21 protein-coding genes are annotated in these 15,480 nt (G+C 44.2%); 9 read left to right on the top strand and 12 right to left on the bottom strand.

The genetic code is table 11. The annotated features are described in order from the left end of the window. Positions 1–16: 16 nt before the first annotated feature. Positions 17–517, top strand: coding sequence for an ABC transporter ATPase (locus tag F8C82_RS02930; protein WP_151691935.1), 501 nt, complete (start codon positions 17–19; stop codon positions 515–517). On the opposite strand, the gene F8C82_RS02925 is transcribed toward F8C82_RS02930, so the two are convergent. Genes F8C82_RS02925 through F8C82_RS02910 form a run of 4 tightly spaced genes read right to left on the bottom strand, consistent with a single transcriptional unit; the run spans position 507 to position 2,604 of the window. Then, the gene (locus F8C82_RS02925; protein WP_151691934.1) at positions 507–953 is read right to left on the bottom strand and encodes an NUDIX domain-containing protein; all 447 of its coding nucleotides are present in this window, start codon (positions 951–953) and stop codon (positions 507–509) included. The two genes, F8C82_RS02930 and F8C82_RS02925, sit on opposite strands and share 11 nt — an antisense overlap. Then, positions 946–1,605 carry a tRNA (5-methylaminomethyl-2-thiouridine)(34)-methyltransferase MnmD gene (mnmD, locus tag F8C82_RS02920; RefSeq protein WP_151691933.1) on the bottom strand — a complete coding sequence of 220 codons (660 nt, stop codon included), beginning with the start codon at positions 1,603–1,605 and terminating at the stop codon, positions 946–948. The genes F8C82_RS02925 and mnmD overlap by 8 nt, the downstream gene beginning before the upstream one ends. Then, positions 1,595–2,068, bottom strand: a complete 474-nt coding sequence (locus F8C82_RS02915; RefSeq protein WP_151691932.1) for a hypothetical protein — start codon at positions 2,066–2,068, stop codon at positions 1,595–1,597. The genes mnmD and F8C82_RS02915 overlap by 11 nt, the downstream gene beginning before the upstream one ends. A 2-nt stretch (positions 2,069–2,070) precedes the next feature. After that, a complete protein-coding gene (locus F8C82_RS02910) occupies positions 2,071–2,604 on the bottom strand; it encodes a DUF4920 domain-containing protein (protein ID WP_170266131.1) in 534 nt (177 codons plus the stop codon). Between the two features lie 102 nt (positions 2,605–2,706). Here F8C82_RS02910 and F8C82_RS02905 point away from each other — a divergent pair, with 102 nt between their 5' ends. After that, positions 2,707–3,753 carry a branched-chain amino acid aminotransferase gene (locus F8C82_RS02905; protein ID WP_151691930.1) on the top strand — a complete coding sequence of 349 codons (1,047 nt, stop codon included), beginning with the start codon at positions 2,707–2,709 and terminating at the stop codon, positions 3,751–3,753. Between the two features lie 4 nt (positions 3,754–3,757). On the opposite strand, the gene F8C82_RS02900 is transcribed toward F8C82_RS02905, so the two are convergent. Further along, positions 3,758–4,327, bottom strand: coding sequence for a hypothetical protein (locus F8C82_RS02900; protein ID WP_151691929.1), 570 nt, complete (start codon positions 4,325–4,327; stop codon positions 3,758–3,760). A gap of 67 nt (positions 4,328–4,394) precedes the next feature. Here F8C82_RS02900 and F8C82_RS02895 point away from each other — a divergent pair, with 67 nt between their 5' ends. Further along, entirely contained in the window at positions 4,395–5,294 is a 900-nt protein-coding gene (locus tag F8C82_RS02895; RefSeq protein WP_151691928.1) for a TIGR01777 family oxidoreductase, read from the top strand. Positions 5,295–5,350: 56 nt separating this feature from the next. Here F8C82_RS02895 and F8C82_RS02890 read toward each other — a convergent pair whose 3' ends face one another. After that, positions 5,351–6,013 carry a YceI family protein gene (locus F8C82_RS02890; RefSeq protein WP_151691927.1) on the bottom strand — a complete coding sequence of 221 codons (663 nt, stop codon included), beginning with the start codon at positions 6,011–6,013 and terminating at the stop codon, positions 5,351–5,353. A 175-nt stretch (positions 6,014–6,188) separates the two neighbouring features. Here F8C82_RS02890 and F8C82_RS02885 point away from each other — a divergent pair, with 175 nt between their 5' ends. The 3 genes from F8C82_RS02885 to F8C82_RS02875 are packed head-to-tail and all read left to right on the top strand — an operon-like array spanning position 6,189 to position 7,728. Continuing rightward, positions 6,189–7,037, top strand: coding sequence for an SPFH domain-containing protein (locus F8C82_RS02885; RefSeq protein ID WP_151691926.1), 849 nt, complete (start codon positions 6,189–6,191; stop codon positions 7,035–7,037). Beyond that, on the top strand, positions 7,037–7,558 hold the full coding sequence (locus F8C82_RS02880) for a hypothetical protein (RefSeq protein WP_151691925.1): 522 nt from the start codon (positions 7,037–7,039) through the stop codon (positions 7,556–7,558). The genes F8C82_RS02885 and F8C82_RS02880 overlap by 1 nt, the downstream gene beginning before the upstream one ends. Before the next feature lie 8 nt (positions 7,559–7,566). Next, positions 7,567–7,728 (top strand): Arc family DNA binding domain-containing protein, encoded by a 162-nt coding sequence (locus F8C82_RS02875; protein WP_151691924.1) that lies wholly within the window; start codon positions 7,567–7,569, stop codon positions 7,726–7,728. Positions 7,729–7,782: 54 nt separating this feature from the next. Here F8C82_RS02875 and F8C82_RS02870 read toward each other — a convergent pair whose 3' ends face one another. The 5 genes from F8C82_RS02870 to truA form a co-directional block, all read right to left on the bottom strand. Further along, positions 7,783–8,310 carry a hypothetical protein gene (locus tag F8C82_RS02870; protein WP_151691923.1) on the bottom strand — a complete coding sequence of 176 codons (528 nt, stop codon included), beginning with the start codon at positions 8,308–8,310 and terminating at the stop codon, positions 7,783–7,785. Beyond that, positions 8,307–8,600 (bottom strand): winged helix-turn-helix domain-containing protein, encoded by a 294-nt coding sequence (locus F8C82_RS02865; protein ID WP_151691922.1) that lies wholly within the window; start codon positions 8,598–8,600, stop codon positions 8,307–8,309. The genes F8C82_RS02870 and F8C82_RS02865 overlap by 4 nt, the downstream gene beginning before the upstream one ends. Further along, positions 8,590–9,192 (bottom strand): hypothetical protein, encoded by a 603-nt coding sequence (locus F8C82_RS02860; RefSeq protein ID WP_151691921.1) that lies wholly within the window; start codon positions 9,190–9,192, stop codon positions 8,590–8,592. The genes F8C82_RS02865 and F8C82_RS02860 overlap by 11 nt, the downstream gene beginning before the upstream one ends. Before the next feature lie 112 nt (positions 9,193–9,304). Continuing rightward, positions 9,305–11,137 (bottom strand): ABC transporter ATP-binding protein, encoded by a 1,833-nt coding sequence (locus tag F8C82_RS02855; protein WP_151691920.1) that lies wholly within the window; start codon positions 11,135–11,137, stop codon positions 9,305–9,307. Between the two features lie 3 nt (positions 11,138–11,140). After that, entirely contained in the window at positions 11,141–11,926 is a 786-nt protein-coding gene (gene truA, locus F8C82_RS02850; RefSeq protein ID WP_151691919.1) for a tRNA pseudouridine(38-40) synthase TruA, read from the bottom strand. A gap of 27 nt (positions 11,927–11,953) precedes the next feature. Between truA and F8C82_RS02845 the strand changes: the two genes are divergently transcribed. Further along, the gene (locus tag F8C82_RS02845; RefSeq protein WP_151691918.1) at positions 11,954–12,460 is read left to right on the top strand and encodes a metallophosphoesterase family protein; all 507 of its coding nucleotides are present in this window, start codon (positions 11,954–11,956) and stop codon (positions 12,458–12,460) included. On the opposite strand, the gene F8C82_RS02840 is transcribed toward F8C82_RS02845, so the two are convergent. Further along, on the bottom strand, positions 12,461–12,865 hold the full coding sequence (locus tag F8C82_RS02840) for a DUF4293 domain-containing protein (RefSeq protein WP_170266130.1): 405 nt from the start codon (positions 12,863–12,865) through the stop codon (positions 12,461–12,463). Positions 12,866–13,081: 216 nt separating this feature from the next. Here F8C82_RS02840 and rho point away from each other — a divergent pair, with 216 nt between their 5' ends. Further along, positions 13,082–14,815, top strand: a complete 1,734-nt coding sequence (rho, locus tag F8C82_RS02835; RefSeq protein ID WP_151691916.1) for a transcription termination factor Rho — start codon at positions 13,082–13,084, stop codon at positions 14,813–14,815. 119 nt (positions 14,816–14,934) lie between these two features. Further along, on the top strand, positions 14,935–15,474 hold the full coding sequence (locus F8C82_RS02830; protein ID WP_170266129.1) for a plastocyanin/azurin family copper-binding protein: 540 nt from the start codon (positions 14,935–14,937) through the stop codon (positions 15,472–15,474). The last annotated feature ends 6 nt before the right edge of the window (positions 15,475–15,480 follow it).

Below are 15,480 nucleotides of genomic sequence, written 5' to 3'. Positions count from 1 at the left end.
ACAAAAACTAGAGAGTATGAATGTTGGTTTAGAAAAGCTACCGAACCATTCACGTATTTGGATCTATCAGGCGCCTCGCCCTCTCACTGTTGAAGAGCGAGAAGTGATCGCCGCTGAATTAGAGAACTTTGTCTCCGATTGGAAAGCTCACGGCAAGGAATTGTTTGCCGGTTATGCACTCCTCCATCGCAGATTTATTATACTGGCAGTAGATGAATCGGTTCAACCGGCCACTGGTTGTAGCATTGATGACAGTGTAGCCGTTATTCGCAAGATTCAAGATCAAATCAACCTAGATTTGATGGACAGAATGCAGATTGCATTCCGCAGCGAGAACAACTTGGTGGTGAGCACCGATATGTCTTCATTCAAAACAATGGCCGTAGAAGGCGAAATTGATGAAGAGACCATGGTGTTCAACAACCTTGTATCGAACCTCGGTGAGTTTAGAACAAAGTGGGAAGTGCCTGCCAAGGACTCATGGCACAGCAAGTACTTTGCTAAAGTCAATAGTTAAAGAGAGTACGAAAGGCTTCAAAGGCCTTCGCTTCGGTTGGGAAGGTAAACATCTCGCTGTTCAAGTCTGAGATTTCCCACCATTGAAAAGATTCAGAATCTCCAGGTTTTGGAATCTCTCCTTTGGGGTGAGTTTCAAAACTGAGAGATTCTTTTGCTTCTACTCGATAGTAGATAGACATCACTTGATACGCAGGATCGAAAAAAGAGTTCAGGTAAAAATCAGTGGTATACACATGTTGTGAAACCTCAACCGCTAATCCCAACTCTTCGTCAAATTCTCGAATCAAGGCATCCTTCGTTCCTTCCCCCTCTTCCATTCCGCCTCCAGGAAATTTAAAGAGGTGCTTTCCTTTAAAATGCTCTGAACTGATCAAGACTTTATCGTCTTTGACTAAAAAACCGTACACGCGAAGAGTATATTTTGTACTAGACATTTGAAGGTTTTGTGGCTTTGGTCATTTCGCGTTTCATGGGTGGTCCAGGCAAGGCCATTACCTCAAATCCAACCTCTTTCATATTTCGCTTCACCTGACCTTTCGCGCAATAGGTCACTAAGAAGCCCCCGGGCTTTAGAGTCTGAAAACACTTTGTAAAGAGTTCCGTGGTCCACAATTCTGGCTGTGCACTAGGCGCAAAAGCATCATAATAAATTAGATCTACAGAATTCGGTTCGAATTCCACCTCTTCGAACCCTGTTTCCACCTTCTTTAGAACGAAGCCTGATTCAATTTCAACTGGTGCGTTCCAATCAGCCAGATGAATGGAAGCAAATGCAACCCTTTCTTCTGATGTTCTGCCGTAAGCAACGGCATTCCATTCCTCCTCACTGAGCGGATACTTCTCCAAAGCCGTGTATTGAATCGACCTTCCACCTCGTTCAGAGAGCGTTAGTAAGGCGTTCAATCCTGTTCCAAAACCAAACTCCAAAATGTGAAGTGAATCCGCTTCAACTTCATTCAGACCGTTCTTAATGAAAACGTGCATGGACTCATTAAGAGCACCATGCACGCTGTGATAACATTCGTCCCAATTCTCCATGTAGAGAGTTTTGGAACCGTCAGATGTGACTTTTAATTCACGCTTCATCTGGCTTAATTCTCAATTGCTTGATTTTGGGAATGGGTCCCATACAAGCAACTGTTTTATGACAGTTGATGCAGGTCGTAACCATATGATTAAATGCAGTCACCGAGTGATCCTTGTCTGCAGCTACCATATTCTTCACCGCTTCCAAGTAGGCATCCGCCATAGCGTGATACGCTTCTGTAATCTTTTCTGGTTCAGTTGCATTGGAAGAGTGGATAGCTAAAAACTCTTCAGGGAAAGCAGTAGGTAACTCCCCATTCAAAATTCCCTGCTTAATCGCCATATTCTCATCAAACATCTTGCGCATAAGTAGCGCTAGTTCTGATGATTCTGGCATTATTATCTCCTCCTTAACCGCGCTTTGCTCCTCGGCTGCTGGTTCTTCAGCTGGTGCCGGTTCGTTACACGCTATCGCAAAGAAAACCAATGAAAGAATACCTGCAATTACAGATAGCTTCTTCATGATTATGACTTAATAGTTACTCCTGTAGCTAGGAAGCTAACTTTGGTTTTAGGCTCAACGATCGCTTGAATTTCTTCAGGTGACTTGCCTGCATCTTCAGCCAAGTGACGCAAGTACTCCACCGAGTGAACTACTTTTTTCACCTGCCCTTCAACCACTACTTCTTTACCTTCAATTCCTCCAGTTGGAAGTAGAAACTCGTAGTTGTAAGAAACGTGCATATCGCCTCCTTGTGGCAATGGCATGCTCATCCAACATCCCTTCTTTGTACAAACCGCAGAAATTTCGCCTTTCACCTTCAGCTGCGCAGAATCGTTCTCATTGAGAACAGCCATCATTTCTTCCGTGCTAACTGCATTCTCAAAAGTTACCGTATCACCAAAGTACATCAGCTCGCCTGTCGACATAGCGTCCTCACTTTGAGCAACTTCAGTTGATGTAGTTTCTGCATTATCTGCATTCGCTTCTTCTGCTCCTCCAGAATTGCAAGCCACTAGTCCCATAATGGCAGGGACAAACATCCAGTATTTCTTCATCATCATAAGTTTTTGAACCCCAAAGATAAGATATTGAGGCAAGTAGTGTGCAGGATGAATCTCTCAATTCAATTACCTATTTTTGCGCCAAATTCAAGGCTCATGAAAATTACGACTGTAACCAAATCGAAGATCGATCAGATCGATTTCGACAACCTTCCGTTTGGAAAATACTTTACGGATCACATGCTGGTTTGTCATCATGAGAATGGAGCTTGGAGCGAGCCTGAAATTCTCCCTTATGGTGAATTGAAATCGACCTATGCTCTACACGCCCTCCATTATGGTCAGGCTGCATTTGAAGGAATGAAGGCTTACCGAAACCAAAGTGGTGAAGTTCAATTGTTCCGTCCTGAAAAGAACTGGGAACGCTTGAATCGTTCTGCTGAACGCTTGTACATGCCTGAAGTTCCAAGAGAAGTTTTTTTAGATGGCCTAAACAAGCTTATCGAACTCGATGCAGCATGGGTACCTCAAGATGAAGTGAAATCACTTTACATCCGCCCGTTCTTGTTCTCAAGTAGTGAGTTTATTGCCGCTCGCCCTAGTGAACGATACACTTTTGCTATAATCTGTTCTCCTGTTGGCCCTTATTATGCAGGTGCCGTAAAGGTGAAGATTGAAGATACATACACCCGTGCCGCAAGCGGAGGAATTGGATACACAAAAGCAGCTGGTAACTACGGTGGCGCATTCTATCCAACTGCCAAAGCCATTCAAGAGGGATATAATCAAGTGATCTGGACCGATCACGCGAACCACGAACTCATTGAAGAGAGCGGCACTATGAACATCATGTTGCGCATTGGCGACAAGATGATCACTCCTCCATTAACCGATCGCATTCTTGCAGGAATCACACGCGACTCCATCCTCACCCTTCTTCGCGACTGGGGTGCAGATGTAGAAGAACGTCCAATCACCGTTACCGAAGTGATTGCAGCCGCTAGAAATGGTGAGCTCATGGAGGCTTTTGGTATGGGAACCGCAGCTGTGGTAAGTGTTATCGAACAAATCGGATTTAAAAACGAACGCTTCGATATTCCTACGCCAACCGATGGTATGGCTTCTAAAATTAGAGCCGGACTCAACGACATACGATTAGGTCGAGTTGAAGATCGCTTCAACTGGATGACCAAAGTGAAGTAATACTCTACATGCCTAGCCGTTTTTCGGCTAGGCTTTTTATTTCACGGTAAAGTTTTAGTGGGGACTTTGTTCTCCAAGCAATGTCACTCATCTTCCCTCCCAACAATAAATATTGGTCGATGTGATAATCGGCCAACTCTCGAGCCACATGCTCTCGAGCATTGAGGAAGGCAATCCAACCATCGGGAACCTCCTCCAACCACTCATCGTAGTAATCCGTAATATCTGCGTGAAAATTAAGCACGTTCTCAGCAATGAGGATGTACTTGTCTATTCCCTGATCGAGCATCATATCTATGATCTCTCGCTTCAATGTCATGATATCATTGTGAAGCACATCATTCCATTCTCCAAAAAGCTCAATGATCGCAAAGCCCTCTTCGTAATCGGCGTATAATATCTTAATGAACAGTGTCTCGCATCCAATGTTATCCCATTGTGGATGAATGACGAAGTCGTACATCACATCGGTGTAATAAACCTCAGAATTGAAGTAACCATAGAGCGGTGAACGATCATCTTCGCTTGCGATATAAAGGTGTCTCCAATTGTAGTATGGTTCTATATCTTGCATACCTATCGGAACGATTTTGAGATTCTGTTGTTTTGGTAAGTGTGAAAAATAGACAAAGCGCGAACTTATGAAGAAAGTACTGATATCAGGCGGCTCCGGAACAATAGGCACGGAACTTACAAAGCAACTTATCGAGAGGGGAATTGAAGTTAGATGGTTGAGCAGAAGTGCTTCCACCTCCTATCCCGGCGTTAAGGTCTTTGAATGGGATCCCATGCGCCATGATATCGATACAGAGGCCTTAAAAGATGTGGATACGGTCTTCCATCTTGCCGGCGCCAATGTGGCTATGCGATGGAATGCAGAGAATAAAAAGACCATTGTGAACAGTCGCGTTGAAAGCACACTCACCTTTATACGCGCTTGGGAAGAAGGCGCACACAAGCCCAACACCTTTATCAGTTCTAGCGCGGTGGGTTATTATCCGTCCAACTTCACTAAAACCATGCACGAAGACGATCAACCGGGCAATGGTTTTTTGAATGATGTAGTGGTTCAGTGGGAGAATGCAGTGAAGCAAGTGGAGAAGTATGGTATTCGTACCGTCCGACTCAGAATTGGAGTAGTTTTATCCGAGGACGGTGGTGCTTTGGGCAAAATGCTTCCCATCTACAAAATGGGACTTGGCTCTCCCCTGGGTTCTGGCAAGCAGTGGATGCCATGGATTCATTTAGAAGATGTAGCCCGTATTTTTCTACATGCAGCTACACACGATAATATGAGCGGCGCCTACAATACAGCTGCTCCAAATCCTGTCCAAAACGCCGAGTTTAGCAAGGCCCTCGCGAATGCACTAGGCAAGCCTCACTTTATGCCTGCCGTTCCCACTTTCGCCCTCAAACTAGCCATGGGTAGTATGGCTCAAATTGCACTAGATAGCAATAGGGTGTCTACCAATAAACTCGCTCAAACGGGTTTTGAGTGGAAGTGGAATGAACTAGAACCTGCTTTAAAGGATACTCTATAAACGAAAAAAGTCCCGCATTAGCGGGACTCCTTAGTCAAAAGTGACCTGAGCTTAACTCACTTTTGAGCAGTGAGATCAACAGACAATTTGATGTAATCGTCGATCAAGTCATCTTTCATTACTCCTTCAATACCAGAAGAACGGAACATTACATTCCACTTCGTACGGTTGATTGAGAATTCTGGAGTTTTGAAAGAAACAACACCGTCAGTAACTTGAATGTTAGCTGGGAAAGTAATGTTGTTTGTAGTGTCTTTCATAGTAAGGTTACCTTGAACCTCGTGTGAAGCTGCACCACCTTGAACCTTAGAAACATTTGTGATTTCAAAAGTAGCGGTTGGGTAAGCAGAAGTTTCAAAGAAGTCTGGAGATTCCAAGTGACCTACAAGGTTGGTGTAGTTCTCTGTACCTTCTTCAAGGTCCAATGGACGAATCGTCTTCATGTCGATAGTGAAGTTACCACCTACAAGCTCACCGTCTTTTACTTTGAACTCACCGTCTTTAACTTGGATAGTTCCGTTGTGGCTCCAATCTACGTTGGTTTTGAAGCCGATCCACGCAACGTGACCGCTCTGAGCAGATACTGGGTATGTTACCGCTTCTGCTACTTCTTTAACTTCCTGTGCTGCACCAGTGGCAGCTTCCGACTCAGCCGCGTCGTTACATGCAACAAGTGAAGTTGCCAATGCAGCGATGGTGAAGAAACGTGCTGTTTTCATTCTTATCTATATTAATTAGGATTAGACAGGACAAATCTACAATATTATCTCTTTTCAATGTTACAACATTAATAAATATTTGCAACTAACTGTGTTTCAACATCGAAAAACTTGCAAATGTCAATTTTTGTATTATTTTTGATATCATATTAATATCAATATAAAACCTGAAACAATGGAAAAACACAAAAAGGCGAATACGGGAGTAGGCTGGTTAATGGTCGTCCTAGAGCTGGTACTCATTGGCTTCGTTGTATTTTCAATAGTGAATAAAATTCTCGCCGGACTCTTTCTGATTCCTGTAATCATCTTCATACTACCCGGCTTTCTGGTTCTGAATCCCAATGAATCATCAGTTTTAACCTTCTTTGGTGCATATAAGGGGACCATCAAAGCGAATGGTTTGTTTTGGGTGAATCCTTTCATGAGTAAAAAGAAGATCTCATTGAGAGCGCGTAACCTCGACAGTGATCCTATCAAAGTGAATGACGCCCTGGGCAATCCTATTATGATTGGAGTTGTCTTGGTTTGGAGGGTAAAGGACACCTTTAAGGCTCGATTTGAAGTTGACAATTTCATCGAGTTCGTATTTGTTCAAACCGATGCAGCCATTAGAAAACTTGCCACTTCTTATCCGTACGATAACTTTGATGATGAAGAAGCTGAGATCTGTTTGAGAAGCGACATTGAAGAAGTAAATGAAATGTTGGAGAAAGAGCTCACCGAACGTTTAGACATGGCCGGTATTGAAGTGATTGAGGCGAGAATCTCTCACCTCGCTTATGCTTCCGAAATTGCTGGAGCCATGTTGCAGCGTCAACAGGCCACCGCAATTGTCGCTGCTCGTCGTCGTATTGTTGAGGGTGCCGTGGGTATGGTAGAATTGGCATTGGATGAGTTGGGACAGAAAGAAATTGTCAATTTGGACGATGAACGCAAAGCCGCCATGGTGAGTAATCTCATGGTCGTGTTATGTTCTGATAAATCGGCCTCTCCTGTTGTAAACACTGGATCCTTGTACTGATGAAATTTGAGTCAAGACAGAAATATCCCACTTGGGTCCTATTTCTATTGGGAAGCTCCTTCTCCTTTGCTGTAGTCATCATATTGGCAGTGGGCCATGGTCCAATCCTGGAGTATTTTCAAGACGGACCCAATGCCGAAAAAGGAGCCGAGGTGCTTACTTCGCTCGGTTTTGTTGTAGGCGTATTTTTGCTGATGTATCTCCTTCTATTCCGGTATCCTTTATATGTGCGAATCGACTTTGAAGGAGTACATTATAAGGCCTTTCCTTATGTTCGAACGCTGAAGACGATAAAGTGGAGGGAAATTGCAGAAATCAATACGGTAACCGTAGAACCTTTGAGTGAATTTGGAGGATGGGGATATCGGATTGTTCCTAAAGTGAAAAGGGGAATCATTATGCGTGGAGGTTCTGCCTTGCGAATTGTTTCTTCTGCCCATAAAACACCGTACTTCCTTACGATTACAGATGGGGCCATGGCCAAAAAGGCCATAGATCAGTATTACAAACCGAGTGAATAATCGTTCACATGGCTAAGAAAAAAGCATTTGCACTCCGACTAGATCCCGATGTCCACGCCGCATTAGAGAAATGGGCAGCGGATGAATTTCGCAGTGCGAATGGACAAATAGAATACCTGCTTCACAAAGCACTTAAGGAATCAGGCCGATTGCCGAAATCAGAATCATAAAAAAAGAGCTGTACCGATAGTACAGCTCTTCGTTTTTACAGTGCATTGATATCTCTAGAAGTAGACGCGAAGTCCAACTGTCGTTCCAAATCCACCTGCCACCGACTGATGTAGAGGATGAACATTCGAAAATCCACCATAACCTCCCATTTCGATGTAGTAACTCACAGGAGAAAGACCAGCTCCTTGGGTATTAAACTCAAAGCCGAATCCCCCGCTACCGGTGATTTTATCGGTATTCCAATCTGATGGACCGTTCGTCATAAACGAAACACGACCAAAACCATACATGTGGAACCATGGTGTAATTTGTCCCGCTTTACCGCGGACACCTAAAGTGGCCATGCCATAGGGCTGCCATGCCTCGCCCGAAATAGTAATAGAGGAACGAAATTGATTGACGTACGATACGTCGATGGTCAACGCCCCAAAGAACTCAGGAGAAAATGCCGATATCCCCATGCCGAAGTCGTTGCCCCATTCGTTGAGTTGGAATCCTACTCCCCACCCTTTTGAAGTGCGCTCTTGTGCAATGACTCCTATGGAGAGGAGCATCAGTGCAAGTATGGTTATTCTTTTCATTTGTTTTTGTGTTGAATGTATTTTGAAATGGCCGCTACATAGGCTTCAAAAGCTGCTCTTCCCTTTTTAGTTATCACACACAAGGTATGAGGGTAATTGTCTTTGTACCCCTTCTTAACCTCAATGTATTCCGCAGCCTTAAGCTTGTTGATCTGTACGCTCAAATTGCCTCGAGTAGCTCCCGTATTCTCCAACAGCCAGTTGAAGTCACCTTCCTCTACTCCTGCCAATAGCGTTACAATCTGCAAGCGCAGTTGTGTGTGTAATAAGGGGTCTAAATCAGGCAGCATTGTTCTTCTTCTCTGCAGACTTCAACGCATATCCCGGAATGAGATAACTCACAATGATACTCACCACCAAAAGCACAATCATATTTGGAAACTCTTGTGTCCATTCCTCTGCCAACAGAGCAAATGCGGAAATGCCCCATGAAGCAACACCTCCATAAATGAGGGGCTTAAAGCGCAGCAATCCACCAGAAACAAAGGTTCCCATTCCATAAAGCGCAATGATGATGCTGTATCCTACTCTCCACGACTGGGTTCCACCAATGATGAGCGCTAGCGCCATCATTGCTCCAAAGGCAATCCAAACGTAGCCCATCGATTTATCTACAAATGTGGTGTGACCTTTCCTTGCGCTGCTCTTTCTTCCATAAATCGCACTTGCTATACCACCTACCACTCCCATGACGGGCCAGACAATAGCATGCCATTCTGAATTTGCCACGGTTAGCAAAATGTACTGGGTTGAAGCTGCAGCTAATGTCAACCATCCCCATACCAAATAGTAGAATGAACCTTCCGTAATATTCTTCCTAGTCTTTTGAATCATCTCATGGATGACGGCCAAACTGCCTTCGTGATCTAATACTTTTTCCATCGGTTAGTTGTTTCTGATTACTTTGCAAATATATAGACTAGTTTATGATATAAACAAGATTTGTAAAAAGAAAACCTGATGCAATCGCTTGAACATCAGGTTTTACTAGTATTTAAATGGCTTCGCGTTCCTTAAACTGCATCTCGTAAAGCTTGGTGTAATAGCCATTCTCCGCTAAAAGAGTCTCGTGCGTACCCGATTCTACCACTTGGCCTTTATCCATTACCAAGATCTTATCGGCTTTTTGAATGGTAGCCAATCGGTGTGCAATAATAATAGAAGTCCTACCTTCTGTAATTACATCGGTTGCGCGTTGAATGAGCTGCTCGGTATGACTGTCAATGCTACTTGTCGCTTCATCCAAGATCAAAATGGGAGGATTTGTTACATAGGCTCGCAAGAATGCGAGAAGCTGACGTTGTCCTGCAGAAAGCATTTGTCCTCGCTCCTTCACATTGTAATCGTAACCTTCTGGCAATTCCTTCACGAATTCATCCACCCCAATTTGCTCGGCCGCCTTTACAATCTCCTCTTTCGGAATATCGGCTTTGAGGGAAATGTTATTGAAGATCGAATCACTGAAAAGGAAAACATCCTGCAGTACCAGTGCAAACTGCTTCCGCAATTCTCCCAGTGAAAGGTCGGTAATCTCAATTCCATCCAACTTAACACTGCCGCTTTGATAGGGGTAGAATCCCATCAAAAGACTAATGATGGTACTCTTTCCTGCACCCGTGGCCCCCACAATCGCTAGCGTTTCACCGGGATTTACATCGAAGCTTACACCGCGTAAAACGGGCTCTGACTCAACATAAGCAAAGTGAACATCACTGAATTCAATCTTACCAGAAGCTTCAGTAAGTTGAGCACTTCCTTCGGGTTCTACCGCATCGTTGTTATCTAGCAATTTCAATACACGATCACTGGCCACCATGCCCATTTGAAGCGTATTGAATCGGTCGGCAAGCTGACGCAATGGGCGATACAAAGCATTGATGAACATTACAAAAGCGAGCAACGTACCAATGGTAATCTGCTGTTCCATCTCCGCTGTACTCCATCCCATAACTTCATAGAAGAACATTTGGAGGGTTTGAGAGTCGAAACTGTTAATCGCCGCATATCCTCCATACCCCATAGCCAAACCAATACTGATGGCCGACAAGATTTCAATAAGAGGAAGAAAAATGGAGAAATACCAGATGGAACGAATATTCGCCTTTCGGTGTCGATTGTTAATCACCTTGAACTTATCCATCTCCGCCTTTTCCCGGTTAAACATCTGCACGATGTTCATCCCCGAAAGATGCTCCTGTACGAAGGCATTCAAAGCAGCTACTTCATTTCTGACATCCGAGAAAGTCTTTTTAATGGCCTTCTGGAACCAGCGTGTAGCGATAAAGAGAATGGGAACCACCGACAGGGAAATAACCACCAATTTGAAATCGAAAAACCAGAACATGGCGCCAACCATCACCACGATCTTGAAGAGATCGCCGAAAATCACCAATATACCTTCGGCGAAAATACTGGCAATGGTTTCGATATCGCTTACCGCACGTGTAACCAAAGTTCCGATGGGCGTTTTATCAAAAAAGCTCAGTTTAAAATGAGTGATCTTCTTATAAAGCTGGAGTCGAATATCCCGAATAATACTCTGCCCTAAGTAGTTTGCTGCATAGGTAAACAGGAACTGAAAGATGGATTCCACGAGAAGCACCCCGAGAATGAGCAAGGTGATGTTGAGCAATCCCGGCGCATCCCCTTTTAGAATATAATTGTCGATTGCTCGCTGGGTAAGAATAGGGCGAGCGGTTCCCAGCGACCCGAGCAAAATGGTAATTGCAAATGCCCCCCAAAACACCCCCTTATAGGGAGCGATGTAGCGAAGCATTCTCTTCAACAGAGATCTATCGAAAGCTTTACCGCTTACGTTTGATGCCATAAATTACGTATGTGTAGTCCGAATATCAGATGGGTAACTCACTTTAGACAAAAATAATCCCCCAGCTGGTGCCGAAGTTCCTGCTTTTGACCGACTTCCCGATTCCAATATCGATTTAAATTCCTCAATAGTGTGTTTGCCTTCTCCTACTTCAACCAATGTACCCACAATCGCTCGAACCATATTGCGCAAGAAGCGATCGGCCGCAATGTGAAAGATCCATGTATCTCCATCTCTTTCCCAATGTGCAGTTCGCACATCACAAAGCGTCGTATTTACATCGGAATCAGCCTTGCAGAAACAGGCAAAGTCATTATGCTCCAACAACAAGGAAGCAGCTTGGTTCATCTGCGCGAAATTTAATTCACGTTGAAACTGCCATGCATACTTGGTAGCAAAGGGATTCTTCACGCGAGAGAGCACGTATTCATAGGCTCTTTCTGTCGCACTGAAACGAGCATGCGCTTCCACCTTCACCTCGTAGATTTCTTGCAGGGCGATTTCTTCCGACAAAAAGCGATTCAACTTGTAAACCGCATCTTCTGGAGATTCAATGGGGTTGTGCAATTCAAAGTGCGCCACCATGTGTGAAGCGTGAACGCCGGTATCGGTTCGACCAGCTCCTACCACATAGACCTCTTCCCGGAAAAAGGTAGAGAATGCATCGATCAATTCTCCCTGCACAGAACGCGCATTGGGCTGCACCTGCCAGCCGTGAAATGCAGTTCCATCATAGGAAAGCTCAACAAAGTAACGATGAGCTGTTGGTTTGTTTGTAGTTTCGGACATGAATAGCAAAAGTACATAAAGCACCACGTGAAACGCATTCTTCTTTTATCCGATACACATAGTCACATAGATGACCGAATCATGAATTTCGTAGAAGCAGCTGATGAAGTTTGGCATGCGGGCGACATTGGCGATTTAAGCGTGACCGATCGCATCGCCGAAAAAGTGACGTTACGCGCTGTGTATGGCAATATTGACAATCACAAGGCTCGCGCAGAATACCCACTGGTGAATTGCTTTGTGGTAGAGGGACTAAAAGTGTTCATCACCCATATTGGAGGCTATCCAGGAAGATATGCTCCTGGGGTTAAGGACCAGCTCGCAAAAGAAAAACCCGGACTCTTTATATCCGGGCATTCTCATATTCTAAAAGTTAAATTCGACAAAGACCTCAATTTGATTCATATGAATCCGGGCGCAGCAGGAATTCATGGTTTTCACAGTATGCGGACCATGCTTCGCTTTGAAGTGCATAAAGGCAAGGTGGAAAACCTCGAAGTAATTGAACTTGGCAAACGCGGCTCAATAAAGTAATTATCTCAATCGATCAGCTGCCTTTACCAACATCTCGTCCTTCATGATACCGCGATTGGCTAAAACGAGTAATATCACGTTGATCAGTGGCATCATCATACCCAAGCCCACTTCTACAATGGCTCCTTCTGGCTGATTGATGAAATCAACCACAATAAATCCACTCAATACAAAGGATGCAATGATGTTCAAACGGTTGAGAACCACTTGTGATCTGCGATTTCTATACGCGAAAATATTCGCTAGAGAAATACCCGCTGCACCACCAGCAAGGGCCACATAAAAGCCTGAAGACGATAGAACGATGGCTTCTCCGTTCACCATAAAAAGTGGAGATAGGAAGATTCCTGCCGACATAACTATCGCAGAAAGAAGAAGATATACGGATTGAATTCTTTGAATCATGATATTCATTGGGTTTACAGCCACAAAGTTGTCAAAAAAAATCCCTACATGGTCTTCACAGATTGATTTTGTTGTATAATTGCAATGTATCCATCGCGATACACCTATTCCACTAAACTCATATATCATCTCCTTACGTAATTCAAAGACATTCGTCTGAGGAGTTGAATGATATCGATCCCCACTTACCTATTACTTTTCAAGTAGGATTAACAGATGTACACAAAAGCTGATTTAGCCGAGAAGAAATTGCCCGAACTCAAAGAGATTGGCATCGCTCTCGACATTCCAAAAGCGCGTTACATGCGCAAACCCGAACTTATCGATGCCATTGTAAATGGACCTAATTCAGGGGATTCAACCCCAAGTAAGGCGCCTGCTGAATCAGCAGCTCCAGCTGGGGACACTCGCACAGAAAAACCGCGCAGATCGAGAGTTTCTTCAGAAGAAAAAAGTGAAAACACCGATTCTTCATCCAACGATTCTCCAAAAGAAGAACGCAAAGAAGGTCGCCCTGTAGAGCGCAGACCACGCGCTGAACGAACCGAACGAACTGAACGCAGCAACGATCAACGCAACGAGCGCAATGAGCGCAGTGACAGAGGAGATCGCTCTGATCGCGGCGACAGAAACGACAGATCGAACGAAAGAAGAAATAGTCGCGAGAATACGAATCGCGACAACAACAATCGCGACAATAGCAACCGCGAAAGCCGCGATAACAATCGCAATCAAAACCAAAACCAGAATCGCAATCAAAACCGCAACCAAAACAGCGGTCAAAATCGCGATAACAATCAAAACGAAAGACGTCCGAAGAAGCCAGAATTCGAATTTGACGGCATCATCACAACTGAGGGCGTTTTGGAAATTATGCCCGATGGCTATGGTTTCTTGCGATCATCCGACTACAACTATCTCAACTCTCCAGACGACGTTTACGTAAGTCAGAGTCAGATTAAGTTGTTCGGACTTAAAACTGGAGATACCGTACGTGGACAAGTGCGTCCACCGAAAGAAGGTGAGAAGTACTTCCCACTTACTCAAATTGATAAAATCAACGGACGTGAACCAGACTACGTTCGCGATCGCGTTGCCTTTGAACACCTCACTCCACTTTTCCCGAATGAAAAGTTCAATATCACCGATAGAAAATCTACACTCAGCACTCGTGTCATCGACCTCTTCTCTCCTATTGGTAAGGGCCAGCGTGGATTGATTGTATCACAACCTAAAACAGGTAAAACCACCTTGTTAAAGGAAGTGGCCAACGCTATTGCAGCGAACCACCCAGAGGCTTACATGATCATTTTGTTGATTGATGAACGTCCAGAGGAAGTAACGGACATGGCTAGAAGTGTAAATGCGGAAGTTGTTGCTTCTACATTTGACGAACCAGCTGACCGTCACGTACGCGTTGCCAACATTGTATTAGAGAAGGCCAAGCGAATGGTAGAATGTGGACATGATGTCATCATCCTTTTGGACTCTATTACTCGATTGGCTCGAGCATACAACACGGTATCCCCTGCATCGGGTAAAGTACTTTCTGGGGGTGTTGATGCAAACGCACTTCACAAACCGAAGCGTTTCTTCGGTGCAGCACGTAACATCGAAGGTGGAGGGTCTCTAACCATTCTCGCCACAGCGTTGATCGATACAGGCTCCAAAATGGATGAAGTGATCTTCGAAGAATTCAAGGGTACGGGTAACATGGAAATGCAACTTGATCGTCGCATCTCTAACCGTCGTATCTACCCTGCCATTGATCTCATGGCTTCGGGTACTCGTAAAGAGGATATGTTGCTCAATAAAGATGTTCTTGCAAGAATGTACATCCTACGCAGACACCTAGCCGATATGACGGCCGTTGAAGCCATGGAATTCATGCACGATCGCATGAGTAAAACGGTAAATAATGAAGAGTTTTTGATTAGCATGAACGGGTAGTTCTAGAATCTATTATCTCCATAATCCCATAGCGCGAATTGAATCAATTCGCGCTTTTTTTATGCGTATGCATGCTACATTTGATTCGTCATTTAACTATCAATTCAATTATCCGACATATGAAAACGCATGCATTGAAACTCTTTAGTTTCGCTGTGATGGGCGCAATGATGATCTCTTGTGGTGGAGGTGAATCAGAGAAATCTACTGAGCCAGTGAGCTCAACCGAACCCTCTACAGAAACTCCTGCGGAAACACCCGCCGAAACCACTCCAGAGATGGTAGAATTCACCATTACTGGGAATGATCAGATGCAGTTTGATCTCAGCAAAATGGAAGTGATCGAAGGGCAAACCGTTCGTCTAACTTTCAAGAATATCGGCACTATGCCGGTTGAAAGTATGGGACACAACTGGACACTTTTTGTGAAAGATGCAGATATCAGCACTTATGCTACTAAAGCCATCGATCACAAAGAAGATGGTTATCAAGTACCCGATATGATGGATCAAGTACTTGTACACACTCGAATTCTTGGTCCAGGTGAAGAAGAAACCATCACTTTTACAGCTCCAGAAAAGGGAATTTACAAATACGTATGTACGTTCCCAGGTCACTATGCATTGATGAAAGGGACCTTCTTGGTAAAAGGAGAGTAATCGAGA

This window comes from Phaeocystidibacter marisrubri, from assembly GCF_008933165.1.
Classification (GTDB): Bacteria; Bacteroidota; Bacteroidia; order Flavobacteriales; family Schleiferiaceae; genus Phaeocystidibacter; species Phaeocystidibacter marisrubri.
This window is presented reverse-complemented; position numbering and strand designations above follow the sequence as displayed.